Here is a 26,519-nt window from a genome sequence, read left to right on the forward strand (position 1 = left end):
CGGATTTCTCTTAACATTCAACACTTTTGGTTAAAAACATACTTGACATTAGTATGCTTACAAGCATTAATACTTGTATCTTCTTATAGAAACATCTAATGTCTATCAATGGTATGAAAAGCAGATTAACTCTGGCGATTGTATATTTTATATGTATGTAGGATAGCTCTCTAAAAATATTTAGTGTAGTATTAAATTATTTATTATGATAGCATCATTAACCTTTTCGCAATTATAAAATGTCAAACTCAAATTTGCTTAATCAAGTTCTATTGACTTTTGTAGATAATTTTAAAGAGTATAGAGAAGATTTATCAGCAGTGCTGCTAACAGACCAGAAATATTTATGGTTGGGATCAGACGAAACCTCAACGATTGAACGCCTGTCTTTGGTTGATACTGATAAGTTTACAGATCATCAACAATTTAGGGTAGCAGAATTTATCAATTTACCTGCGCCAGAAGACGAAGAAATTGATATAGAAGGACTTGCATATACAGATTACTACTTATGGTTTGTTGGTTCTCATAGCTACAAACGCAAAAAACCTAAACCTGATAAGATCGATGCACAAAACTTTAAAAGACTGGCAAAAATTAAATTAGAACCCAACCGTTACCTCTTAGGAAGGATTCCTCTGATAGACGGTAAGTTATTTTCATCTTGCCCACACCCCCAAAATCCAGATGTGCAATTGAATGCCGCTAAACTAGAGGTGGTAAACCAGGGTAATTTGCTGATGACAGCTTTAGTAGATGACGCCCATTTAGGCTCATTTATCAAGGCTGCAATTCCAGGGAAAGATAACGGCTTTGATATTGAAGGAATAGGGGTTTATCAAAATCGCATTTTTCTGGGTTTGCGTGGCCCTGTATTGCGAGGTTGGGCTGTAGTGCTGGAAATTGAGTTAGAAGATTCTAGCCCTGGAATTCTAAAACTGCGGGAAATTGGGGAAGCGAAGGAGTTATATAAAAAGCATTTTATCTGGTTGAATGGTTTGGGAGTTCGGCATTTGTATGTAGATGGAAAAGATTTGTTGATTTTAGCCGGCCCAACGATGGATTTAGATGGGCCTGTGCAAGTGTATCGTTGGACAAATGGCGTTAACTCGCAAGAAAATGTCTTCAGTAATCCAGACTTTGTACAGGATGTTCCCTATGGAAATCGAGAAGATCATGCTGAGGGAATGACTCTGTTTCAGGATGTAACTGGTATACCTTCGCTATTGATAGTTTATGACTCTCCAGCAAAAACGAGACTGGTGGGTGATAGTGGCGTTATAGCGGATGTGTTTACACTCGGATAGAAAGCAATGGATAGTTAAAGGTTGGTGGAGATTGCTTGTACAGGACAAGTAGGGATACACTGTTCGCAGACAATACAGCGCGATCGCGTGAATGTGAGTTTGTACGTCTCTGGGTGGAGAGTCAGGGCTTCGGTAGGACAAACCCCAGTACACAAGCCACAGTGGACACACACATCTTCATCGATCGCAATTTCACCCAAAGTATAAGAAACATTAACATGGCGCGATCGCATCCATTCGATGGCGGCATCTAATTGATCGATATCTCCGGCTAGTTCTACTACCAGTTTACCAATTTGATTTGGGGCAACTTGGGCACGGATAATATTTGCCGCAACATTAAAATCTTTCGCCAGTACGTAGGTGACTGGCATTTGGACAGCGCGTCTTGGGAAGGTAAGCGTTACTCGTTTTTTCACAGGTTTAGCAAAAGGTTTTTTCTGTTGTAGCGTATTGAAAGTTTTATGACTCGAAATAGTGAGAAAATATAGAAAGAGGTGTGGTTTAATTACTTAAAAAGCCAAGTAAATTACTTAGCAGTTGAAGTTGATTGATTATTATCTATTGTATCCATTTTAATTTGGAAAGCTTTTAAATAATTGGCGTAATTCCCCATCCGTTTACAGGGTTGGATGTAAGTGAGTCAACATGAAAATATTAATTGTAGAAGATGACGATTTCAATGCGTACACACTTACTACAGTTTTGACTAACCAAAACTATGCGGTTGAAGTTGCTACTGATGGTAATGCTGCTTGGGATTTTATTCAGGCTTACGATTATGATTTAATTCTCCTAGATGTAGTTCTGCCCAAGCTGGATGGCATTAGTCTTTGCCGTAGAATCCGGTCTAATGGTCTGCAAATGCCGATATTGTTATTAACAGGGAGCGATAATAGTCATGACAAAGCAATTGGATTAGATGCAGGTGCAGATGACTATGTAGTTAAACCCTTTGATCAAGAGGAATTAGTTGCTCGTGTGAGAGCGCTGTTGCGTCGTGGAAGGATAAGCTTGCAACCTGTACTAGAGCAGGGAAAGTTGCGGTTAGATCCTACTAGCTGTGAAGCCATCTATGCCGATAATCTGCTACCACTTACCCCAAAAGAGTTTGCTCTATTAGAACTATTCTTGCGAAATAGTCGCCGAGTGTTTAGCTGCGACATGATTTTAGAGCATCTTTGGTCTTATGAAGATACCCCACAAGAAGAAGCTGTTCGCACTCATATCAAAGGGTTAAGACACAAACTCAAAGCTGTAGGAGCGCCCAGTAATTTGATTGAAACAGTTTATGGAATCGGCTATCGTCTGAAACCACTGGAAGAACAGCAGAACAACAAGGAAGAACTAGAGCAGACAAAATCCCTAGCCCCAACTCTCAAATCACAGCAGCAAGCACTAATGGCCGTTGCAGAAATTTGGCAACGATTTCAAGGGCGTGTAGAGGAACAGATGAGGATTTTAGAACAAGCGATCGCAACTTTAAATCAAAATAGTTTAAATCCTCAATTACTCTCCCTTGCAGCCAAAGAAGCCCATACCTTAGCAGGCTCTTTAGGAACTTTTGGATTGCCTCTCGGCTCACAATTAGCCCGCAATATCGAACTGCTGCTTAATTCTAGTCAAACCTTGAGTAAATCTGAGATCGGCAACCTCGAAAGTTGGGTAAATTTGTTGCGTCAGCAAATAGAGGGAAATGCAGATGTAATATCTGCATCACCAACCCAGCCAGTAGAAACAGTGACGCAACCTCATGCAGAAACCACAATATTGGTTGTCGATGACGATCCGCAAATTCAGGCATTGTTACAAAATTTACTTAGTCCTTGGGGATTCAAAGCGATCGCTCTTGAAGACCCCCGGCAATTCTGGGAAACTTTAGAAGTTGTTGCCCCAGATATGCTGATTTTAGATGTGGAATTACCTCACATAAATGGCATAGAACTTTGCTACTTAGTCCGCGATAATTTGCGCTGGGGTGATTTACCCATCTTATTCCTGACTGTCCATAGCGATGCTGAAATGGTCAATCAGGTATTTAGCGTTGGTGCTGATGACTTTGTAAGCAAGCCCATTGTCGGGCCAGAATTAGTAAACCGAATCGTCAATCGCTTAGAACGAATGAAATTACGTCAGCGCGTAACCCAGGCGCGTAGGGAAGCAGGAAAAGAAATTTCTTTCTCATCTCCCTCTGAGCAAGCTATCAATGAACTAGAGTTGAGAGTCGCAGAGCGCACCGCCGAATTAATTAAGGTAAATCAACAATTGCAATCGCAACTCGACGAACGTCACCGAACGCAGGAAGAATTACGCTTCTCTCAAGCCCGATTTGCCCGAATTTTAGATATTGCTGATGATGCAATTATTTCTATCAATGGGTTTCACAATATCACCTTGTTTAATCAAGGAGCAGAAAAGATTTTTGGCTACTCTGCTCAAGAAGTTATTGGTCAAGGTCTTGATTTACTATTACCGCAGCGCTTTTTTCAAGCACATCGCCAGCATGTAGTTGATTTTGGAAAATCTCCCAATATTGCCCGCCGCATGGGAGAACGGCGTGAAATCTATGGTTGTCGAAAAGATGGGACTGAGTTTCCGGCAGAGGCTTCTATATCTAAAATAGATATGGGTAGCGAGACATTTTATACAGTAATACTAAGAGATGTCACAGAGCGCAAGCAAATTGAACGCCTGAAAGATGAGTTTATCTCCGTTGTTAGTCATGAACTCCGCACACCTTTAACTTCGATTCATGGTTCTCTAGGAATGTTAGCCAGTGGTTTGCTAGCGGCAGATTCAGAGCAAGAAAAACGTCTGTTACAAATTGCCGCCGAGAGCAGCGAACGGCTAGTACGCTTAATCAACGACATCCTAGACATTGAGCGGATCGAGTCGGGTAAGGCGAAGATGGAACCAGAAATCTGCAACATCGTTGATTTGATTACTCAAGCAGTAAATGTCATGCAGCCTTTAGCTGACAAGGCTAGAGTCACGCTCTCCATTTCTGCTTTATCCTGTGAAGTATTGGCAGATTGCGATCGCATTGTCCAAACTTTGACTAATCTACTGAGTAACTCTATTAAATTTTCATCTGCTGGATCTACAGTTTGGTTAGGGGCGCAACAACAAGGTGATGAAGTTTTATTGACAGTCAAAGATACCGGACGCGGTATCCCATCTGACAAACTTGAGAGTATCTTTGAGCGCTTTCAACAAGTTGATTCTTCAGATTCACGCAACCATGATGGAACTGGTTTAGGTTTGGCAATTTGTAAGAGCATTATGCAACAGCATGGCGGACGTATTTGGGCTGAAAGTACATTGGGTGAAGGTAGTACTTTTTACGTCGCGCTGCCGTTGTTTGAGACTTTATCACACCCTGATTTAGAAGATTCCAATATTCCCGGAATTTCATAGCACATAAATAGATAACTAAGTCAAGGTAGAAAATTTTTGGACAAAAGGCGTATTAGACCAAATCCGGTAATATTTGAATGATTAAAAAACCGCAGAGACGCTGAGGACACAGAGAAAGAGGAATAATTCACAAAGGAATTTGAATAACAGGTGAGGGAATTACTTACAACCAACAAGAGGATAGTAGCGATGACAACAAAGCAAATTCTAGTGGTTGATAACGAGCAGTATATTCAAGAAGTTGCCAAGATTTGCTTGGAAACAGTTGCAGGCTGGAAAGTTGAAACAGCTAGTTCCGGTAAAGAAGGCATACTGAAAGCTGAGACTTACCAACCAGATGCAATTTTACTAGATGTAATGATGCCGGAGATGGATGGCATCGCTACCTTTGAAAAGTTACAAGAAAATCCATTAACCAAAGCGATTCCAGTAATTTTGTTAACTGCTAAAATTCAGGCAAGCGATCGCCGTCGCTACGTCCAGATGGGAATGATCAGTGCGATCGCTAAACCATTTAATCCTCTAGAATTAGCTGCTAATGTAGCAGTAGCTTTGGGCTGGAGTCTGGAAAAGTAAGCTAAATTTATTTATCGAGATTATTTTTTTACTTTTAGCCACTTTAAAACACCATCAACATCAGTAACCTGTTCGCCTGGCGGTGTGGCTGGACGATTTATCATGACAACCTTCACACCCAGTTCTCGCGCCGCCATAATTTTGGGTTTTGTCGCATCGCCACCGCTATTTTTACTCACGATGGTATCAATATTATGATGAATCAGGATTTGCCTTTCATTATTGAAGGTAAAAGGCCCGCGATCGCACAAAATCCTTCCTGGCGGTACTAAAGCATCATCAGTAGGGGGATCAATCATCCGCATCAGAAACCAAATTTTCTCGCAGTGGGCAAAAGCGGCGAGTTCTTGTCTGCCAACTGTCAAAAATACTCGCTGTGCCTGATTTTGTAGAGATGCGGCGGCAGCTTCAACACTATCGACTTCAATCCAGCGATCGCCACTTTCTTTTTCCCAAGGCGGACGTATTAACATTAAACGAGGTATTCCGACTTCAGTTGCAGCATCTGCCGCATTAAAGGAAATTTGACTAGCAAAAGGATGGGTTGCATCAATTAACAAGTCGATTTGCATTTGACGCAGATAGCTAGCCAATCCAGCCACACCACCGAAGCATCCAACCCGTAAATCGCCTAACGGAATTGAGGGTTCACGGGTGCGACCGGCTAGAGACGTGATTGCTTCTAACCCTTGAATAGTCGACAGTTTCGCAGCTAATTTTGCGGCATCTCCCGTACCACCCAAAATCAAAACGCGCATCATTAAGATAAAGGTGGAATTTTTGCTAAAATGCCCTTTTTCAAGGCTTCTGGACGCTCTGACCAAGGCAGTAAACCATCTGCTTTGACATAGTATTGACTAGCGCACTCTAGTACCGCAGATGCACTACCGTCAACGGCTAAATCACCAAATAAATATGTTAATTTGCCTTTAGCAGCAAAAGCAACTACACAAGAACGATTACAAGCACTCATGCATTCAACTTCTTTAATTGGAAATTCATCTCGTAAATCCCAATCTTGTGCAAGCTGCTGAAGTTGGTTTAAAAGTTTTTGACCACCGCTTTCACCTAAGCGTTTTCCCTCATGCCAAACGCTAGCGCAAGTTTTGCAAACAAATAAAGTATGGTCAGCAACACCCAAAGGATTCGTTGGGGAAATATTTACAGTAGTAGTCATCTGTACCTCGCAGATATGTGGAACTGGTAAATCTATTTCGGCGGGCATCCTGACTTACTCAATTTGAAATTTTAGATTACATCTCAAATTAGTTTACAGTTGCGGGACAGCGCCGGATTTGCACCGAACTTTCCCCGTTACCTCTGGTAGCTGCTCCCCACCAGAACCGAATAACCTTATCGATCATACACTAGGGTCATCTAAATAAAAGGATATTACCAAGAGTAAGGAGCAAATATCGTAACTTTGCCTAGCTCCACAAGTCAGATTACTGCGATATTGCATCATTCTTTAGAAGGCGAAATGAATTGCTTTTCTGAACCAAAATCCAGGCTTTGACTTTTAATCAATTGCGCTAAACCCGGTTTTTGCCACAGATACGAGGTGTCACATAATAAAGTTTGCTAGATTTAGGTTTTTTTCTTGCTCGATCCAAGAAGTATATGCTAACGTTAATATTCGTGTGGTTAAGGACGTATAGCTCAGTTGGTTAGAGCGCTACGTTGACATCGTAGAGGTCACTGGTTCGAATCCAGTTACGTCCATTTTAGATAATGTCCTTACCAGTACTGGCTACGATGTCAACGTAGCGCTCTAACCAACTTGTTTTCTCTCAGTTTTCTCTCAATCAATACTATTTTATCCTTAAAACAATGAAATAGGGGTAACTAGCTGATTTGAGAGAAGCTTATCATTTACCCATATTTTTATAACTTTTCGTTATCAATTGATAAAAATATTCTTGATTAGCTTATATATGCCTACCAGATTAGGGATTGAGCCATATTCGCCTATAGCACCTCTATTTTCAGTCCCATGTAGAATGCAAGCTTAAGTCTTATGTCGCTTGTTATAGCTAATTGTAGAGCTAGGTATTAAAGCTTAAATGCTATCAAAGCTAATCATTCAACAATAGAAACGTAAGAAACAATCATTCCCCAGTTTTATCGTTAGCAAGTACATAAATACTCATACTCACGCCATATTCGCCTGTACTCTCTCTGTCTTTAGTTTCATACCAATTAGCCAATTAAACCTCAAATTATCGATTACAGAGGCATATATTGGTGTTTTGCAGATAATCATGTCAAAGCATTGAAAGATTTTAGAAACATCCCTTTTTTGATGAAAAACTGTGGATAAGGTTTTTCAGTATATTTGCCCAAGCTATTTACTAAATAAATTATACATTATTGTACTGTACGTTAGAAATAATGTTTCTATTATTTAATTAGTAATATCCAATATGTATTCTTTAATACAGAAACTTCCAATTCTATTTTATACGAGTATCATAATATCAACTGTACCAATAAATAATGTTACTGCTCAAAGTTCAAATTGCTTAAACTATTGGATTAATTTCAAAACTGGACAAGAAGAGTGTATAAAATTTTCAAGTAATGGTGTTGTTCAATTAGATAATCCTGTTCCAGAAGCTACTACAAATACATCAAGTGATTTAGCAGGATACACTTTGATAACCGTGACTGACAACGGAGACAAAATATACAGTCGTAACAAAGCTTTTAAACGTTATAAAGATACAGGTTATGGATTTACTGGTGCAAGAATAAGAGTTTTAACATTATATAAAAAACCAAAAAGTAGTGCTGCTAATAAGAAAGAAGATTACTATCATGTAAATTGTAATTCGCTTGTGATGAGTTTAGAAAGCACTTTTGATTTCGATAGTTCTAATAATATAGTTAGTGGTACTACTTTCGGTATGGCAACTGCTACTCGTTATCAATCAACAGCACCATTTCCTAAAATAGTAGTACAACCAGAAACTTTAGGATATGAAATACATCAGTTTGCTTGTCGTGCTAATGTTACAAAATAAATAAATTGAGATTCCTTATTCATTTTAATGGTAGCGGTATAAAACAACTAGAGAATTACGTTATTGCCTCAAGTAACATTACTTAAGGTTAGTTAAGTTATAGAAAACAAAAGTTAAAATAATTAATCATATTGAGCCGCAAGTATACTAAGCCAAATCAAATATAGTTTATTAAGACGAATATCATATATACAATATACACATTAATCTATACATTAATAACTGCAATAACCTATTTATATTATTGTAGTTAACCTAATATAACTATCATAATTAACTTCCCACCTTAAGATATAAGATAGTTAGAGATAGAAACAATAATAGACCACAAGTTGACTAAATTAACTATCAAATTTAATAGACGCTATCCATTCATCTGATTTCAAATAATCGATAGGTAGTTGTAAGTCAGGATACATGATTTAACATCGATTGAGGTTACTAAAAATCATAAGTTTAGTTACTTGTGATGTAAGTAAAGTTACCAATTTGTGTTAAACATATTTTTACGAACGTTACATGGTCTGTTTTTATCATCATAGCTAGATCGTTTAGCTTTTGCTAAAATCTTTTTACGATTAATTTGGAATGTATTATCAATCTCTCTCTTATCAATTAATAACGTTTCATTTTTAGATGCTTTTAATTGTTCCTTGGCAGCAGTAAATAAGCTGTGTAATAGCATTCCATCTATTAGAGGTATACCTGAGTTAGTTGCTTTATCAGCCGCATTAATCATACATTGCATAACAGTGTTAAATTCGATTGGTTCGTGTTTAAAACCTAACCTTATGTGGCAATATTCTAACAACTCGTAAAGTAGTAGTACGCTACAGTCATACGCATAATTAATGCGTACTTTACCTTTACTATCTTCATAGGTTTTTAGTAACTTGACTTTCCCATCTGATAACAATGATCGAAATAGACTAGCAAGCTCATCACGTCTTGTAATGTTTGTGTATTCTTCTAAGTATCCACCTTTAGGGAATAACAAGTTGGAATAGGTTTCAACTGTTAATGTTAAATCATAACCAAATGAGTAGACTATAGCAGGATGCCAGATTTCTATTTCAGCTTTTACATAATTACCTGAAGCATTTTTGATACGTGAGTCAACTTTGATAAACTCATTGACCATAAAACTAAACTGAATAGCTGTATTTTCATCAGTATTGATTTCAGTTACCACTTTGCAACTAATAATAACCTTCTTTACACCACCTCTACTACCATATTGAATAGCTGAGAAAATATGATTTAAATCTAGTGGTGATTTGAGTTTATCGCGCTCAACGCTAGATAATTGAGAAGCATTAATAGTTAATGAGTTAATGTTTTTAGTTGATTTACCCTTAGTACCATCCTGAATAGCTACCAAGAATATTTGTAGTGGTGATGGAGATTTGATTTTTACTATTTCAGGTTCAAATAATTGAGAAAGATTAATAATTGATGATTTAATATTTTTATTATCTAATGCTTTTATCCAAGGATTAAGCATAATTATTTTGATAGCACGATGACAAATTGAATCGATATTATTTTTTGTAAGGTTTTGTTTATCTAATTGGTATATACAGTAATATATTATGTATTTCAGCAATCTATAACTAGATTTAACGCACAAATAATCTATTGCCTCTAAAGCTATTTGCTGTTGAAGTAAGGGTTGATCATCTTTGAGATAAACGCAGTACACCTCCATTTTTTTCTGATGAGTTAGAAAGTATTCTATACAATCATTGGCAATATTATTAATTGCTTGATTATTGTCACGTTTAATTGAATAAATCCAGTTATTAAATTTAACATCATCAACAATTTTTTCTTGCCCAACATAAATCATACTTAAAAAATGCTGTTGGAATATCTCTAATCTTTGTCCCCTATTTTCAATAAAACTATTTATTTGTGCATTCTTACTATAAATTGATGCTCTCAGTTCACATTCTTCTACTTGTTTAGGATCTGTACCTGGAAAGTGAGCAAAATGAGGTTTTCTAGTACCACCTTTTTTTAAACGTACAGGTTCACCGCAAACAGAACAACGTAACTTTAAATCGTCATAAGAAGAAAAATTACATTTATTTGCATGAACTATTTCACCACCTAAAGCCATTGCTTTTGCAATATCCATATTCAATTGATACTCGTACTACTCTCATTATTATGAGAATAACTGTTAATACTTAGGACATACCTGAGTAAAGTTACTTATTATACTTGTATCTGCTAACATATTTCTTTTTTGTGCTTATAACTTATGTAACTAACTTTTATTAAATTATTTAGTAAATGTGGATCAATAAAAAGTCAGTAAAATATTAAAGAAAAAGGGTATTAGCTAGAGTTTATGTGGAACCTTGACTAAAACCATTAGCCTGACTGAGTTTGTAGGTTCCACGGTATTATTGTGTGTAGGTATAAGATAGTTAGAGATAAAAACAATAATGGAATGGTGGAGATTGCAGAGGACATAACTATAAACACTGAATTGAGTAAATAAATAACTATCAGATTAATTGAATGGTGGATTATTTACTATTTAACTTCTCTTTCAATGTAGGTATTTTTTCTTCAAATTCAGGACAATAATATTTCACACCTATTTCTTGAATTTGTTCTCTCACTAAAGTTATATCTACAGATTCGTCTATTGTTATTTTCTTTTCTTGAATTTTATTAAGTAATGGTTCTGATTGTTTATCATGTATTTGTTGTTTTGTAATTCCACTTTTAAGCTCGTTACAATAGTTTTTACCTTCCTCAATTCTTGATTCTTTGTTGGGGTAAAACTCAGCAAGTATTGATCTTTGTCTCAGTGTCATCACTTCGTAAGAATCATCTATAGATTTTTGAAAATCATCGACTTTAGGACTACAAGATACTAACAATAGAGACAGTAAGAAAAATATTCTAAACATAAATACTCCTGAGAAACAAGACTAATCTAAGCCTGAAATTTGTTTCTTGCAGTAGTATTATTACTTGATAATTAGTTATAAATTATACTATTATTGTTTATGATTTTATGTAGAATCAAACACTACACTGTGCAGGGTTAAGTGTAGTGCTGTAATCCTTATACTGACTGGGTTATGTATAGTGTGTAGGATTATTAATACTTTTAAGCTCACATACCATAGTAAATTATGGATTGTGGTTTAGGTTATTGTTCCCTTATTTCATTTCAAAGTCAGAGCATTACCCTAATATATTTAGAAATAATGCTCTAACCCTACACAAACTACACAACCCTTATCCTGACTGGGTTATGATGCTACACCTCACTCTTCACCATGTAGCTTTGACTCTACACTAACTGCTAATGGTGAAAGAATATGGTCATCTTTATCGAGTTGACGTAATCTCAAGCCATGAATAGAAAAACCTTTGCTAGTACGTAGTTTCTTAACATCTTTCCACCCCATAGTAGAGTTACAAAAATCTAGTAGATTAGGGCTAAAATTACGCAAACTGGGAGCATAACAACTACCAGACTTACGACACCATTGTGTATAGCTACCAAATAGAGTATTGATGTCTGCTTTATCATTCCCTACTGCACATTTACTATTGCCATCTCGAATAACACACTCATCAATCCAACCTGCAATAGGATTACTATTTATGTGATGTTCTAAATTATGTTTAGCTAGTTCTGGGTTATCTATTCCACACCTTAATACTTGAGTAATTCTTTCATCAGGAATATTCAATAAATATTGAGTTAATGCGTTCAACTCAGGTTGAAACTCTTCTTCTAAATTTCTACGTTTATTTTTATCTATAGTGTTTGTGAATGGAACTAAAATCTGTCTCCTTGTCAACCAAGATGAGTTAAGAGTATCAAACACAGGATCATTTGATGCCATAATGACCATACCATCAAATTTGAATTGAAACCCTTGTTTACCTTTCTCTTCCGCAAAAATGAAGTCTTGTCCGGTAACAGACTTGAATTTTTGCAAATCTCCACGATATTTATCTTGGTCTGGAAATACTACCAGTCGTTTTTTGAAAGCATTTGCTGCTGCAAATCGCTGCTTACATAAATCTCCAAGAGTAATTGTACATACGTTGCTATCACCTATAAGCGATTGTGCAAGTCCAACAAATGTACTTTTACCTGTACCACCAGAACCAATTAAATGTAAGAATTGTTGGAGGTCAGCACGACCTTTGAGAATAGCAGCTAAGTAACATAGTAATATTTCTTTGATTGAATCATTATTGTTCGTGACTTCATCTAACCACTGATTAATCAGGGTAAATTTATGACTGGAGTTATCAAAATCACGCGGTAAACACCAAGTAAAGCGATATTCTCGTGAATGATTGAGAATAGTTCCTGTAGCTATCTCTAGTACGCAGTTTTGAAATGGTAGTAGTTTGGTAGGAGATTTTTCTTCCCATCCTATTTCTATCAATTCAAGTCTAAGTTTACCAATAATGCTAGTTATATAATTAACAGAGCCATAACCAGCTATTTCTTGATTTTTGAGTTCTGTATTGATTAATCCTTCAATATAATAGTCATTTACCTTACTCCAAATACCAGACTGTTCTAGCTCATAAATCATCCAACAATTAGCTTCACTATTAAATATCCATTTACCTCTATTTTTTTCAGCTATCTGTGTACCTATAATATCGGCTTTTGGAATCGTACCTTGTGTATTTCTAGATGTATTGGTAGTTTCCTCATTAACTTTTACTAAATTTTTGGTTTCATATTTTGTGGGGAGGAACAGCAAATTATCAGAATATTCTTCTTGAATTAAATCAATTTCTTGTTGGCTCTGATTATCGTAAAAAGTGTTACAATAGTCGGTATTCATAGTTAAATAATTATTGCTTTTTAGATGGTTGTTTTATATATAATCCTAGATGCCAGTACTTAATTAAGTGCTGGTATTTCTTTAGTTATTTTGTCAACATATTCTCTAACTAACTTCCTTATTAAGCTTGTAATTGTTAGCTTATGGAGTTTTGCTGTATTGACTAACTGCTCATAATCTTTATTACTTAATCGAGTACTAATTATATTGTTTAGAGCTTTATCTGTGATTTTTGGCATTGTTATTATAGTTCAAATTAATTTGAATGGACACGACCTAAACAGGCTTCCTTAGAATGCGTGGTTAGGTACTATTCGGTTTTCAAGGTTCGGTGAGGTTTTTATCCTCATGCTCATATCGTAAACGAAAAACATCTGTTTGTGTTTAGTTTTTGAAAAATAATTTATTAGATTTTTATCATTTTATATAATATCCTTTGATATTTAACTTATCTAAGATTATGTCAGTATTGCTTGATGATTTTTAGCGTGATTGAGGTAGTTATTTTAGTAGCATTAGCCATGCTTTTCTTACTCTATACAACTTATTATCTATAGCAATAAATAAGATACATGAATTAGCCTATTTTATTTATCTAGTTTTTTCTTAATGTAACTAAAATCATTTATGCAATTACATTAAGTATTTGTAGACCTTTTACTTAAAGTAGAAATAAATATATTAGTTAAGGTAACTGTATATATAATCATAGTCAGCTTAAGTTTATTCAAGATAATTATATGAAGTATTACTTAAGATACCTATCATATCTATTGCTGATTAAACTACTGCAAATAAGGTGAATGCAATTAGCTGTTAAACTTAGTTGTCCTAAAGTAACTTGTTTATAGTAATTTAGTTAATGTTTAGAGTGCCGTTAGATGAAATAACTGTTAGATGTTACATGAGGTAAGAAAAAAGGATAGTATTGTGTGTTTACTATCCCTTGCTACTGTATGTATTGTAAGTGGTGTTAAAACTCAGGTACTTAAACGTGTATTATTGAGCTTACATATTCTTTGTTATCTCATTTTCAGAAACATTGTAGATAGCAGCTAGTAACTTAATTGATTTCTCATCAGTACATCCTAGCTGTTGAGCGATCGCAACTGCTGACTGTAATGGAATAGCTTGGTTAGTAGACTGTGTTAGTAGATCGAGTGTTGTCTTAGTTGTTTGACGTTTTTTGTACACTGTGTCATTCATAGTAGGTGAGTGACCAAGAGACATAGCTCTTTTTTCTAACGGTATCCCTGCCATCATACCGTTAAGGTTAGCTAAGTGACGTAAAGCATGAGTTTGGGTAAATCCTATTTGCTGTGCCCATTTAACTAATCTTGTATGAGCTTCTTTAGCGTGCTTTTTAGCTATGGTTTCAGGATTATTACTTTCAGGGTTAATGTTTGGTAATTTTCCAGACTTAATCTCTAACTTCTCAATCAAATCAGGATAGGTAGGTGGAATTAACGGAACAGCTAATCGATAACCTGTCTTAGTAGTAGTACCTAAATTTGTTTCATCACCTATAACTGCTACCATATTTCGGTTACTTGGGGCATTTAATGCTGGTATGGTTACTCCATCTTTGGTTTTGAATGGTATATTAATGTTTTGAACCGCGAATACTTCGTTAACTCTCAATCCATATACAACTTGCATTGAAAATACAAATAACCATGAATTCCTAGATTCAAAATTCTAGCGTTTGTCCTTGAAGGGAATATCTAAAACCGACTCTCTAAATTTTAGATAGTCATCAAGTGAAACACTTTGTAAATTTTCTTTGAATTTAGTTTGAGTTACATTTATCTTGCTCAACTCATCCCGTAGATTGTCATTACCTATAACCTCACATAGTTTTTTCATAGCACAAATGCAAAGCTTATAACTCTTAGCACCACGTTCTTTACTGCTAATGACTGCCATCATATCAGTCAAATTTACTGAGTTTTCTGTTGGTAGGAACTTGTAGAAACAATAGTAAACTCCATACCAACAGGATTGTTGACTAGGGTTGTTTTTGTCTCGCTGTTGACGTTTCTTGGTATAGCTATTCCAGTAATTATCTTCTACTAGCTTGATAGCTTCATTGAATGTAATCAAGTCATTCTTGACTATGTTCTTCTCAAGGATAGTTTCCTCATACCAAGTTAAGAACTCTGTTTCACTGGTGAATTTTCCTAAAGCTTCACTGACTAATTGTGCTTTCTCTAATGCCTTTATTATGCCTATCTCAGTAAAATCACAATTACAAGCCTTAGCAGTGCGTTTATCACCAATTTTGAATTGAAGTAGTATATATGTACCAGATGTTTTTACTTCTCGTTTGAGTCCTACACCTTTGGGTGTTTGCTTCTGAATTTCTTTGAAAAGTGCTAATAAGCGTTCATACCCGATTAAATGTGATTCAATATTTGTTGCTGTAAAAGTTTCTCTCATTCTTCTCTCAATTCTGTTTTTCAGATAACGGTTTTTGAGAGAAAACCACGATATAGCAAGTATTTTAGGTGTTAATTACGTCTGGACACTGGTTCGAATCCAGTTACGTCCATTTTTTTGAAACGTCCACCATGAATTAACACTTTGTAAACCTGTATACTCACTTGAGTCTATAGGTTACTGAAGACTTGGCTTAGTCTTTAAGAACCTCACACATCTTAGGTGTGGAAGCATCAAAGTAGCTACTGCCACTATATCATCTAGAGGCTGTAGCGATCGCACCAAAGGTGTAAGAATGCTTGTGCGATCGCCATTGATAGGATCTAAATTTAAGTAAGTAGAGTTTTGGAGTTGATCATGCTTAAGCAACTCATCTTAGAAAACTGGAAAAGCTTCCGTTATGCAGAGCTTCCACTTGACCCATTGACTGTTTTGATTGGTACAAATGCAAGTGGAAAATCTAACGTAGTTGAAGCTTTAGAATTTTTACAAAGAATTGCTAGAGGTGAGAATATTGAAGCAGCTTTAGCTGGAGATAAAACACTTCCATCTATTCGCGGTGGTGTGGAATGGGCTGCAAAAAATGGTGAAAATGAGTTTACATTAAAGATGCTAGTTGCAGATCGAGATAGTAAAACAGATTATCTTTACAGAATCACATTACAAACAAGACCAACTATTCATAGTTTAACAGAGAGAATAACCATCTATCAGGATGATCATGAATATTTTCCCATAGAATTTGGATTATCCGGTGAGAATTTTTCTGCAAGAAGTTCTTTGCTTAATCGTAGTGACTTCTCTGGATTACCCTTATATTTTATTGAATCTAATTTTCTTTCAGAACCATCAAAAAAAGAAGTATATCAGTCAAATTATTTTAAAAAGAATAGCATAAATATAATTAATAATATAATTTTACCAACAATCAAAAATATTTTAGTTTTAAATTTAGTGCCTTACAAAATGCGCGATTATTCACGTCTTTCTGAAAATTTAGAAAGTGATGGTTCAAATATTGCTGGTGTACTGGCAGCATTGGATGGTGAACAAAAAGCCCAAGTCGAATCAACTCTATCAGCATACATGAAGCATTTTCCAGAAGGCGATATTAAAAGAGTATTTGCAGAACCAGTTGGTAGACTTAAAACTGATGCAATGCTCTACTGCGAAGAAGAATGGAAACCTGGAGAGATGACACTAATAGATGCTAGAACTATGTCAGATGGAACTCTCCGCTTTATAGCAATTCTCACAGCATTACTTACTCGACCAGAAGGTAGTCAACTGGTAATTGAAGAAATAGATAACGGGCTTCATCCATCGCGTGCAGAATTGCTTGTAAGAATATTGCGAGAAATTGGTCAGAAAAGAAAAATTGATATTTTACTTACTACCCATAACCCAGCTTTACTTGATGCTTTAGGCCCAGAGATAGTTCCTTTTGTGGTTGTCGCACACCGCGATTCTGAAACTGGAGAAAGCAAGCTTACACTTTTAGAAGATATTGATAATTTCTCTAAGTTATTTGCATCATATTCTTTGGGTGATATGACAACTAAGGGGGCAATTGAAAGAAGCCTTTCTCATCATGAATAGTTACTAATATGAGAAAGGTGCTACTCATCGATACATCGCTTTTATGTGTTTGGCTACAAGTTCCAGGTAGAGAAACTGCTGGTAATAATGAATGGGATTATCAGCGTGTAAATCAAAAAATTGAGGCGGAAATTGCCAAATCAACAACACTGGTACTTCCTTTAGCTGCTGTTATAGAAACAGGTAATCACATTGCACAGGCTAAAACAGCAAATTCAGAAAGTAAACGTATAGCAGCTCAAAAATTTGCTGAAATCATAACTTATGCAGCTGATGAAACCACACCTTGGGCTAAGTTCCGTGAGCAAATTGTCCTTTGGGAAGAAGAACAGTTGAAAGAGTTAGCTGCTAAATTCCCCAATCAAGCTGTAGAAAAGACTTCTATGGGTGATGCTAGTATTGTCATCTTGGGTTGGCACTATCACCAAAAGGGTTTTCATGTAGAATTTTTAACCGATGATGATAAGCTAAAATCCCAAGAACCACCGCCACCACAGCCACCTACACGGCGAAGCAGTCGAACAAAAAGGTAAAATATCCTTGAGCGATCGCCATTCATCTCTAACATCACGTTATTATTAAATATTATGGAATTGCCTGCATAGTTACTAGCATTTATAACATTAATAAAATATAGATAATTAACTAAATAGGAAAATTGAATGGAAGGTAAAAGATTTATCCGTACTCTGCGATTAGAAAACTTTCTTTCCTATGGAAGTGAAGGTGAAGAAATTGAACTGCAACCGCTCAATGTCTTAATTGGTGCTAACACTTCAGGTAAATCGAATTTAATTGAAGCAATTGGAATTCTAAAAGCAACACCGACAGACTTACCCGCCCCATTTCGGCAAGGGGGAGGCATTAGCGAATTTTTGTGGAAGGGTGGACAGGAAAATCCAGTAGCCAAAATAGAGGCTACTTTAAATTATCCTCAAAGATCCCAAAATTTACGTTATTATGTGAACCTGACTTCAATTGTTCAAAGACTAGAGTTAGTGGATGAAGCTGTAGAAAATGAACAAAAATATACAGGTGAAGTAGATGTCTATTTTTACTATCGTTACCAAAGTGGTCGTCCAGTTTTAAATATTAACAAAATAGAGAGTAATGGAGAACCATTAAAACGCTCTCTTCGCCGAGAAGATTTGATTCCCGATCAGTCTGTTTTATCTCAAAGAAAAGATCCAGATTTGTATCCAGAACTCTCTTATCTCAGCACAGAATTTTCCAATATTGCTTTATATCGTCACTGGCAAATGGGGCGATATTCAGAACCAAGAAATGCTCAAAAAACTGACTTACCGCAACATCCTTTACTAGAAGATGGGAGTAATCTAGGTTTATTTTTAAATGATTTACAATACAAAATAGGTAGAAGAAAACTTATTGAGAAGCTGAAAAAATTTTATGAGACAGTAGAGGATCTGGATGTAAGAATATATGGTGGTACAGTACAGATATTTATTCGTGAAGAAGGACTTATTCAACCAATTTCTGCAAATCGTTTATCTGATGGTACACTCCGTTATTTATTTTTAATGGCTTTACTACTTGACCCAACTCCACCACCACTTATTTGTCTTGAAGAACCAGAGATTGGTTTACATCCAGATATTCTATCTACAATTGCAGAAATGTTAATAGAAGCATCAGGGCGAACTCAAATCATAGTTACTACCCATTCTGATGCTTTAGTTTCTGCTTTAAGTGAATATCCTGAATCAGTCCTGGTGTGTGAACGTGATGAAAAAGGCTCTCATCTCCGCCGCCTTGAACCTGATAAACTAAAAAATTGGTTAGAAAATTATACTCTTGGCGACCTCTGGCGGATGGGTGAAATTGGGGGAAATCGATGGTAACAGAGGTGAGAATTTATATAGAAGGTGGTGGAGATGGAAAAAATACGAAAGCTGTAATTAGGCAAGGATTTAGCCAATTTTTCAAACCACTTGTAGAAATAGCTAAAAATAAAAAAATTAAATGGAATATTACTATATGTGGTTCTCGTAATAACGCTTTTCGTGATTTTAGGAATGCTTTAAAAGATCATCCAGAAGCCTTTAATGTCTTGGTTGTTGATGCAGAAGCATCTGTTACCTTACAGTCACCTTGGAAACATCTGAAGCTTAGGGATAATTGGGATGAACCACCAGATATTGATGATAGCCATTGCCATTTAATGGTACAAGCAATGGAAGCTTGGTTCATTAGTGATATAGCAACGCTGAAAACATTTTACGGACAGGGATTTAAAGAAAATGCTATTTCCAAGAATACTAATGTGGAGACTATCGACAAGGATAGTTTAGAACCAAGCTTAAAAGCTGCAACTCGTAGCACTACAAAGGGTGAGTACCACAAAATCAAACACGCCTCGAAGCTTTTAGAATTGTTGGACGTGAGTAAAGTACGTCAAGCTTCGCCATACTGTGATCGCCTTTTTACCACACTAACAGCAATAATGGGTGCATCAGCAAGCTAATATAACAAAGGGTAAAATATCCTTGAGCGATCGCAATTCACCCCTAACATCAAGCTATCATCGAATATTGTGGAATTTCCACGTGTAACTCAATAGCATCTATGACTGCTTCTCACTCTGAAACTCCATCTACCAAACCCGACGCAAGTACTTTTATTTCTGACCATCAACAGGTCGACCGCAGTAAGCTAAGTCAAATGTACTTGCACTATGTCGAGACGAAGGATAAATATCCTCACGCGGTGTTGCTGTATCGGGTGGGTGATTTCTTTGAATGTTATTTTCAAGATGCTGTCAAACTAGCGCAAGAATTAGAATTAGTCCTTACTAGCAAGCAAGCTGGGGAACAGGGACGAGTGGCAATGTCTGGTGTTCCGCATCACGCTTGGGAACGCTACGCAACGATGCTAGTGGAAAAAGGCTATGCGGTGGTAATTTGCGACCAAGTGGAAGATGCTTCAGAAGCTGCTGGTAGATTGGTGCGGCGAGAAGTAACGCGCATTCTTACCCCCGGCACTTTGCTAGAAGAGGGAATGCTCAAATCAAGTCGCAATAATTACCTGGCAGCAGTGGTAATTGCCGCAAATCATTGGGGTTTAGCTTATGCAGACATCTCGACAGGGGAATTTCTCACAACTCAAGATAGTGATTTAGAACATTTGACGCAGGAATTAATGCGCTTACAACCTTCAGAGGTGTTAGTTCCGACAAATGCGCCCGATTTGGGTAGCTTGCTGCGTCCCGGAGAAACTTCGCCCCATCTACCGGAGTGTTTACCACCATCATTTTGCTATAGTTTGCGATCGCAAGTACCATTTTCTCAAGGTGAAGCTAGACCTAGATTATTGCAGAAATTTAAGGTGCGATCGCTCGAAGGACTCGGTTGTGATGATCTTCCCCTCGCTGTTCGTGCGGCTGGCGGTCTTTTAGAATATCTGGAAGATACCCAAAAAGAAAACTCAGTTCCCCTACAAAGACTCCGCACCTATACTGTCACTGACTACTTAATTGTTGATAGTCAAACCCGCCGTAACCTGGAAATTACCCAAACCGTCCGCGATGGGACTTTTCACGGTTCCCTACTCTGGTCATTAGATAGAACTAGTACAGCGATGGGTGGACGGGCTTTGCGGCGATGGTTATTGCAACCACTACTTGATATTAAAGGCATTCGGGCACGTCTTGATACCATTCAAGAATTGATGGAAAATACGCCTCTGCGTCAAGATTTGCGGCAGTTGCTACGCCAAATTTATGACCTAGAACGTTTAACAGGAAGGGCGGGTTCTGGTACAGCTAATGCTAGAGATTTAGTAGCTTTGGCAGATTCCCTCTCACGTTTACCTGAATTATCCCATTTAGTAACTGAAGCGCGTTCTCCATTTCTCAAAGCTTTACAAAAAGTCCCAACTGTATTGGAAGAATTAGCAGAAAAGTTACACGCCCATCTTGTGGAGTCGCCACCCATACTAATCAAAGAAGGTGGATTGATTCGCCCTAGTGTAAATCCTTTGTTGGATGAGAGGAAAGCAACTGTAGAAGCAGACCAGCAATGGATTGCCAACTTAGAAGTTGATGAAAGGGCTAAAACCGGAATTTCGACACTGAAAGTAGGATTTAATAAAACTTTTGGTTATTACATTAGTATTTCTCGCACCAAAGCTGACCAAGTACCCGCTAATTACATCCGCAAGCAAACTCTGACCAATGAGGAACGTTACATCACCCCAGATTTGAAGGAACGAGAAGCCCGAATTCTCACAGCGCGGGATGATTTAAATCAGTTGGAGTATGAGATTTTTACGGCGTTGCGAGAAGAGGTAGCACAAGAGGCGGAAGTAATTCGTAATCTATCTCGCGCAGTGGCGGCGGCGGATGTATTGTGTGGTTTAGCTGAGTTGGCGGTGCATCAAGGTTACTGTCGTCCAGAAATGTTGTCTGGAAGGGAAATAAATATTGTTGATGGCCGTCATCCAGTGGTGGAACAATCTTTACCTGCGGGGTTCTTTGTGCCGAATTCGACGCAATTGGGTCAAGAGTCATTAACAAATGACCAAGGACAAATGACAAATGACAATCCCGATTTAATTATTCTCACCGGGCCAAACGCCAGTGGTAAAAGCTGTTATTTGCGTCAGGTGGGATTGATTCAGTTAATGGCGCAGATTGGTAGTTTTGTACCAGCTAGGTTTGCCAGATTGGGAATATGCGATCGCATTTTCACCCGTGTAGGGGCAGTAGATGATCTTGCAACTGGTCAATCTACCTTCATGGTGGAAATGAATGAAACGGCAAATATTCTCAACCATGCCACATCTAGGTCACTGGTTTTATTAGATGAAATTGGTCGAGGAACGGCGACATTTGATGGTCTTTCCATCGCTTGGGCGGTGGCAGAATATATCGCAGTGGATATTCGGGCGCGAACGATTTTTGCTACTCATTACCATGAATTAAATGAGCTAGCTAGCATTATACCAAATGTGGCTAATTATCAAGTAACGGTGAAAGAATTACCCGACCAAATTATCTTTTTGCACCAAGTCCAACCGGGAGGTGCTGATAAGTCTTACGGCATTGAAGCGGGAAGATTGGCGGGTTTACCAGCAGTGGTAATTCAACGAGCTAAACAAGTAATGGGACAAATTGAGAAGCATAGTAAGATTGCGATGGGGCTGCAAAATCTGGATTGTTGAAGAAGGCAGAGGGCAGTCCCAATGATATTTTTTCATTGGGACTGCCCTCTGCCTTTCTTGATAAACTTAAAACCCATCCTGAATCTATCTCATATCGTGTCCGGTTAAAGACTTATCATTAAGACCGCAGGGGGGCAGGGGGCGGGGAGCAGGGGGAAAGAGGGTTTCCCGCTTTTTGCACAGATGTGAGAATTATAACTAATTAGCCGGACATGATATTCACTGAGGTAGCGTTTGACCAACGCACTGCTATCGCTATATTGTTTCTCCTACACTTTCTCCTTTGCTGTTGGCACAATGCCAAACTTATTTAAACCTGTATCGATTTCTTTAAGTAGTTTAAAATCCACCTCTGGTAAGGGATAGCTGCTACTGTTGAACAAACCCCCACTAACAGCAGACTGCTTTTCCAAAAAAGAGAAAGCTTGACGAAACTGATGTGCTTGGGCTTTAATCGGTGAATCAAAGTGACAGGGAATTATCCACTGAAAATCCCAACTTGCAACTTTATCAGCCCAATCGATGGTTTCTTTCGGTGCGCGGTTGAGAATCAGCGTCTGTAAAATTGGGGCGACGAACAAACGCCCATTACCTCGCAGAGCATCAAACGATCGCTGCCAATTTTCTTCCCATTTAAAAGGGTACAATCCAAAATACGCTTTCCTTGAGCGTTCTGGAGCTTTCAAGGCATCTTGCAAAACCTGACTCCATTGGCGGATATTTAGTGCGTTTGGTTGAAAGTACAAAGCAAACAATGAGATACGCTGCCAACCCTTACGGCGATTTGCCTGAATATCTGCAACAATATCAGAAGCCTTATCCTTGGCATGGAATAGTAAGGGATATGGATCTAAAAGTGCGATCGCAGGTGGATCTTCTGGGATAGAAAGTACAGAGTCTGTTACTAAAAGAGTATGCGATCGCTTATGGAAAAAAGCAACTTCCGCAAACCGACCAGGGCCAAGCTCGATGGGGCCGAGCATTGCATAATCAAACTCGTCAGCAAAGGGTGTTTTGCTACTATTTTCAGGAAGTACCTGAGTGCGTTTCGGAGGTAAACCAAGCCAGCTAAGGGGAAGATTTAGCGGAAAACTCCACTGATGGGGAGCCACAAACACCTGTGCAGTCGGGAAGTATCTGGCAAAAGGGCCGACGAATACTTTATGTTCTATGCCGGAGATAGTCGGCAGGATGATGTACTTAACATTACCGTGTTCCGCCACCAACTCATTCACAAGCCGGATACACTCTGGGGTTGGTGCAACAGGCGCATAGATGAGAAGACCCCCGGCTTCGAGCTTAACAACAGTCATGCGAATCGGTACAACAACGTAGAAAATGCCCTGAATCTGGTCAAAATTCCAAATTGTGTCCTTGACCACTTCTTTACGGATTGTCTGCCGCCTGCCATAAGGGTAGAGTGGCACAACAGGCCATAGTCCCCATGAAAAGTCTTTTAGATTTATCTGTTGTGCATTGACTATGCGTTCATCATCAGCCACTCTGCAACTTCCCCCAAATTCCCTGCTCAAATTGTTTTTATTTACTATCCCTAAAGTTGGAGTTTAGCAAATTGTTGAGATAATAATACTAATTCGTAATTCATAATTCGTAATTTGTAATATATTTTATTGAGGTTATTAACGATAAAAATCATGAGCAAATATAGAATTTTAAAACCTGAGCAAAGTTACACTTTTAGTCAATACTTTTTGTTACCTAACCCAACAATAGATGTAGTAGCTGAGTTTGAGTATAGTTATGAGCGCACAGAGCTAAAATTACCAAGATACTTGGCTGAAGTTAGCTATTTAGAATTTTTACAAAATTACTTACAGCGCAATATAAAGCTTTTTAACCCAACGGCTGAGATATCAATCAGAGAATTTATGATTGCTCCCATCCTTGCTGAAATCTGCGATCAGACAAAAGCTCAACTATATAGTGAGTATCCACTTAATGTAGATGAAAAGCTCAAAGGAACTTTAGATTATTACTTACATAAATCTAATTCCCTATTGGTGATTGAAGCAAAACAATCAGATATCAGAAGAGGGTTTACCCAGCTAGCAGTAGAATTAATAGCTCTGGATCAGTCTCTAGATGAGCAATGTTCAATTTTATTTGGCGCAGTTACAAATGGAGATGACTGGAAATTTGGTACACTCAATAGACAACAAAAGCTAATTACAGAAGATATTAAACTCTATCGTGTTCCTGAAGGTTTAGAAGATTTGATACGAGTGTTAGTAGGCATCCTTTCATCTGAGGCTTGACGAAAGTTGAAAAAGAGGCAAGGGGGACGCTCTAACGCAAAAAGTTTTTTTGATAAGAGTACTGCAAGTAAAAAAAATGCTCAGTTGTCATTGCGAGCAAAGCGAAGCAATCGCAAGGGCTGGGATTGCTTCGCTTCGCTCGCAATGACGGGTTTTGGATCATTTATTTTTTGGCACATTTTAAGTGATTAGGCAGATATTATATGACTCATTACATTTTAAAAGCTACCAAAGAAACCGTGCATTTAGGTGGTTTTTCCCATCTAATAAAACCAGCACTCACTATTGATTCTGGTGATACGGTTGATGTGGAAACTTATACTGGTTACTACGTTTATGACAAAGCACCACCTGAATTTGTCACACCAGAATTTCTCGACATCTGCGAAAATCTTTTACCAGAACGCAAAATTGCTGGGGGGCCGCATTTACTCACAGGGCCGATTTATGTGCGCGATGCCGAACCAGGGGATGTTTTAGAAGTACAATTAGATGCGATCGCACCTAGTTTACCTGTCGGCTTTAATGCCATTCGTACAGGTTGGGGAGCTTTACCACACCAGTTTTCTCAACCTGCGTTAAGATTCATTCCTCTCAATTTAGCAAACAATATTGCGGAATTTCCGGCGGGTGCTGGCATAAAAATTCCCCTCAAACCGTTTTTTGGAATTCTTGGTGTCGCTACCCCAGAAACCTCTCGAACTTCTGTCCCACCAGGTTCTTACGGCGGTAATATCGACAACCGAGAATTACAAGCTGGTTCTCGTTTATTTTTGCCAGTTTTCGTACCAGGTGCATTATTTTCTATTGGTGATGGGCATTCTGCACAGGGAGATGGTGAAGTAAATGTCACCGCCATTGAAACTTCCATGAACGGTAGAATTACCCTCAAACTTCGCAAGGATTTGCAATTAACAACACCAATTGCTGAAACTCCAACTCATATTATTACAATGGGGTTTGCTCAAACTTTAGATGAAGCTTTAGAATTAGCTTTAAAAAATATGATTGATTTTCTGGAACGCTTTACAAATTTGTCGCCAGAAGATGCTTATGTATTGTGTAGTTTAGCTGTGAATTTTCACATCACTCAAGTTGTGAATAGTCCCCAAAAAGGTGTGCATGGAATGCTATCTAAATCAATCTTTGACAAGAAAATTAATTTATAGTTTTAAAAAATTGAAATTATCAGATTCCCGACTATCTTTGTTTAATTGTAGGTGTTCGTTATTTACTGAACACCTAAAAAGTTTAATTAAGCTTCAGCAATATTTTTGTTAAGTTCTCGCCTAACTTTTCAATAGATTCTTGCTGTTTCGGATCTTTTAACGTGCCATCACTATTAAAAGCTTCGTAAGCTTTGGTTATTGCGATTTGATCAGGTAGTACCAAAACTTTGATGTTTCCCAAAATAGACCGCAGGTGAACCAAACCGCGCAAACCACCAAGAGCGCCTGGGGAAGCGCTCATAATACTAGCAACTTTACCTGCAAAAGCAGTCAAAGCCAACGGTGCTTCATTTTGATATGGACGAGATGCCCAGTCAATGGCGTTCTTCAAAACTGCTGTGAGTGAACTGTTGTATTCCGGTGAAGCAATTAGCAATCCTTGATGAGAAATCATCAAATCCTTAAACGTGCGGGCGTTGGCAGGTAATCCTTCTTGAGCTTCTAAATCTTCATCATACAGAGGTAAGGGCAAATCGCGGAGGTCTAGATAAGTTACTTCTGCGCCTGCTGCCTGAGCGCCAGCCGCCGCGATTTTTACCAATTTTTTGTTGTAAGAATCAATTCGGGTGCTGCCTGCAAAGGCAAGGATTTTAGGTGTAGATGCCATAGTTTTAGGTTGAACGGAAGA

The 26,519-nt window shown here is 37.7% G+C and carries 23 protein-coding genes, 1 tRNA gene and 1 riboswitch; of the genes, 12 read left to right on the forward strand and 12 right to left on the reverse strand.

Annotated elements, in window-relative coordinates; genetic code table 11:
* Positions 1 to 239: 239 nt before the first annotated feature.
* Positions 240 to 1,307: a DUF3616 domain-containing protein gene (locus VB732_RS28635; RefSeq protein WP_323234255.1), complete on the forward strand. Its 1,068-nt coding sequence runs from the start codon at positions 240 to 242 to the stop codon at positions 1,305 to 1,307.
* 14 nt (positions 1,308 to 1,321) lie between these two features.
* Here VB732_RS28635 and VB732_RS28640 read toward each other — a convergent pair whose 3' ends face one another.
* On the reverse strand, positions 1,322 to 1,726 hold the full coding sequence (locus VB732_RS28640; RefSeq protein ID WP_323234256.1) for an NIL domain-containing protein: 405 nt from the start codon (positions 1,724 to 1,726) through the stop codon (positions 1,322 to 1,324).
* Positions 1,727 to 1,955: 229 nt separating this feature from the next.
* Between VB732_RS28640 and VB732_RS28645 the strand changes: the two genes are divergently transcribed.
* Positions 1,956 to 4,724 carry a response regulator gene (locus VB732_RS28645; protein ID WP_416235782.1) on the forward strand — a complete coding sequence of 923 codons (2,769 nt, stop codon included), beginning with the start codon at positions 1,956 to 1,958 and terminating at the stop codon, positions 4,722 to 4,724.
* 189 nt (positions 4,725 to 4,913) lie between these two features.
* Positions 4,914 to 5,300 carry a response regulator gene (locus VB732_RS28650; protein WP_323234257.1) on the forward strand — a complete coding sequence of 129 codons (387 nt, stop codon included), beginning with the start codon at positions 4,914 to 4,916 and terminating at the stop codon, positions 5,298 to 5,300.
* 20 nt (positions 5,301 to 5,320) lie between these two features.
* On the opposite strand, the gene VB732_RS28655 is transcribed toward VB732_RS28650, so the two are convergent.
* Entirely contained in the window at positions 5,321 to 6,058 is a 738-nt protein-coding gene (locus tag VB732_RS28655; RefSeq protein WP_323234282.1) for a cobalt-precorrin-6A reductase, read from the reverse strand.
* A gap of 2 nt (positions 6,059 to 6,060) precedes the next feature.
* Positions 6,061 to 6,477: a DUF1636 family protein gene (locus VB732_RS28660; RefSeq protein ID WP_323234283.1), complete on the reverse strand. Its 417-nt coding sequence runs from the start codon at positions 6,475 to 6,477 to the stop codon at positions 6,061 to 6,063.
* 21 nt (positions 6,478 to 6,498) lie between these two features.
* Positions 6,499 to 6,663: riboswitch (cobalamin riboswitch) on the reverse strand.
* 285 nt (positions 6,664 to 6,948) lie between these two features.
* Here VB732_RS28660 and VB732_RS28665 point away from each other — a divergent pair.
* Together VB732_RS28665 and VB732_RS28670 are read left to right on the forward strand one after the other, a co-directional pair.
* Positions 6,949 to 7,022 (forward strand) — tRNA-Val (locus VB732_RS28665).
* A gap of 701 nt (positions 7,023 to 7,723) precedes the next feature.
* Positions 7,724 to 8,323: a hypothetical protein gene (locus VB732_RS28670; RefSeq protein ID WP_323234258.1), complete on the forward strand. Its 600-nt coding sequence runs from the start codon at positions 7,724 to 7,726 to the stop codon at positions 8,321 to 8,323.
* Positions 8,324 to 8,804: 481 nt separating this feature from the next.
* Here VB732_RS28670 and VB732_RS28675 read toward each other — a convergent pair whose 3' ends face one another.
* From VB732_RS28675 to VB732_RS28705, 7 genes are all read right to left on the reverse strand, one after another.
* Complete coding sequence (locus VB732_RS28675) at positions 8,805 to 10,463, reverse strand: hypothetical protein (protein WP_323234259.1); 1,659 nt, start codon at positions 10,461 to 10,463, stop codon at positions 8,805 to 8,807.
* Between the two features lie 397 nt (positions 10,464 to 10,860).
* A complete protein-coding gene (locus VB732_RS28680) occupies positions 10,861 to 11,250 on the reverse strand; it encodes a hypothetical protein (RefSeq protein ID WP_323234260.1) in 390 nt (129 codons plus the stop codon).
* A gap of 363 nt (positions 11,251 to 11,613) precedes the next feature.
* Positions 11,614 to 13,167 (reverse strand): phage/plasmid primase, P4 family, encoded by a 1,554-nt coding sequence (locus VB732_RS28685; RefSeq protein WP_323234261.1) that lies wholly within the window; start codon positions 13,165 to 13,167, stop codon positions 11,614 to 11,616.
* Positions 13,168 to 13,226: 59 nt separating this feature from the next.
* Positions 13,227 to 13,406, reverse strand: coding sequence for a hypothetical protein (locus tag VB732_RS28690; protein WP_323234262.1), 180 nt, complete (start codon positions 13,404 to 13,406; stop codon positions 13,227 to 13,229).
* A 769-nt stretch (positions 13,407 to 14,175) separates the two neighbouring features.
* On the reverse strand, positions 14,176 to 14,826 hold the full coding sequence (locus tag VB732_RS28695; protein WP_323234263.1) for a hypothetical protein: 651 nt from the start codon (positions 14,824 to 14,826) through the stop codon (positions 14,176 to 14,178).
* Positions 14,827 to 14,865: 39 nt separating this feature from the next.
* Positions 14,866 to 15,606, reverse strand: a complete 741-nt coding sequence (locus VB732_RS28700) for a hypothetical protein (protein WP_323234264.1) — start codon at positions 15,604 to 15,606, stop codon at positions 14,866 to 14,868.
* A 177-nt stretch (positions 15,607 to 15,783) separates the two neighbouring features.
* Entirely contained in the window at positions 15,784 to 15,975 is a 192-nt protein-coding gene (locus VB732_RS28705) for a hypothetical protein (RefSeq protein WP_323234265.1), read from the reverse strand.
* On the opposite strand from VB732_RS28705, the gene VB732_RS28710 reads away from it, so the two are divergent.
* From VB732_RS28710 to mutS, 5 genes are all read left to right on the forward strand, one after another.
* Positions 15,964 to 17,205 (forward strand): AAA family ATPase, encoded by a 1,242-nt coding sequence (locus VB732_RS28710; RefSeq protein ID WP_323234266.1) that lies wholly within the window; start codon positions 15,964 to 15,966, stop codon positions 17,203 to 17,205. The genes VB732_RS28705 and VB732_RS28710 overlap by 12 nt on opposite strands.
* Positions 17,206 to 17,213: 8 nt before the next feature.
* Positions 17,214 to 17,738: a hypothetical protein gene (locus VB732_RS28715; RefSeq protein ID WP_323234267.1), complete on the forward strand. Its 525-nt coding sequence runs from the start codon at positions 17,214 to 17,216 to the stop codon at positions 17,736 to 17,738.
* Positions 17,739 to 17,867: 129 nt separating this feature from the next.
* Positions 17,868 to 19,067 (forward strand): AAA family ATPase, encoded by a 1,200-nt coding sequence (locus tag VB732_RS28720; RefSeq protein ID WP_323234268.1) that lies wholly within the window; start codon positions 17,868 to 17,870, stop codon positions 19,065 to 19,067.
* Positions 19,061 to 19,690, forward strand: coding sequence for a DUF4276 family protein (locus VB732_RS28725; RefSeq protein WP_323234269.1), 630 nt, complete (start codon positions 19,061 to 19,063; stop codon positions 19,688 to 19,690). Before VB732_RS28720 ends, VB732_RS28725 begins: the two co-directional genes overlap by 7 nt.
* A 101-nt stretch (positions 19,691 to 19,791) precedes the next feature.
* Positions 19,792 to 22,386: a DNA mismatch repair protein MutS gene (gene mutS / locus VB732_RS28730; RefSeq protein WP_323234270.1), complete on the forward strand. Its 2,595-nt coding sequence runs from the start codon at positions 19,792 to 19,794 to the stop codon at positions 22,384 to 22,386.
* A 269-nt stretch (positions 22,387 to 22,655) separates the two neighbouring features.
* Here mutS and VB732_RS28735 read toward each other — a convergent pair whose 3' ends face one another.
* A complete protein-coding gene (locus tag VB732_RS28735; protein ID WP_323234271.1) occupies positions 22,656 to 23,888 on the reverse strand; it encodes a DUF4336 domain-containing protein in 1,233 nt (410 codons plus the stop codon).
* 153 nt (positions 23,889 to 24,041) lie between these two features.
* Here VB732_RS28735 and VB732_RS28740 point away from each other — a divergent pair, with 153 nt between their 5' ends.
* Positions 24,042 to 24,662, forward strand: coding sequence for a hypothetical protein (locus VB732_RS28740; protein WP_323234272.1), 621 nt, complete (start codon positions 24,042 to 24,044; stop codon positions 24,660 to 24,662).
* A gap of 203 nt (positions 24,663 to 24,865) precedes the next feature.
* Positions 24,866 to 25,831: an acetamidase/formamidase family protein gene (locus VB732_RS28745; RefSeq protein ID WP_323234273.1), complete on the forward strand. Its 966-nt coding sequence runs from the start codon at positions 24,866 to 24,868 to the stop codon at positions 25,829 to 25,831.
* Between the two features lie 82 nt (positions 25,832 to 25,913).
* Here the strand turns inward: VB732_RS28745 and VB732_RS28750 are convergent, their stop codons facing one another.
* Positions 25,914 to 26,498 carry an NAD(P)H-dependent oxidoreductase gene (locus VB732_RS28750; RefSeq protein ID WP_323234274.1) on the reverse strand — a complete coding sequence of 195 codons (585 nt, stop codon included), beginning with the start codon at positions 26,496 to 26,498 and terminating at the stop codon, positions 25,914 to 25,916.
* Between the last annotated feature and the right edge of the window lie 21 nt (positions 26,499 to 26,519).

Source organism: Nostoc sp. UHCC 0252 (genome assembly GCF_034931145.1).
In the GTDB taxonomy this organism is placed as follows: domain Bacteria; phylum Cyanobacteriota; class Cyanobacteriia; order Cyanobacteriales; family Nostocaceae; genus Nostoc.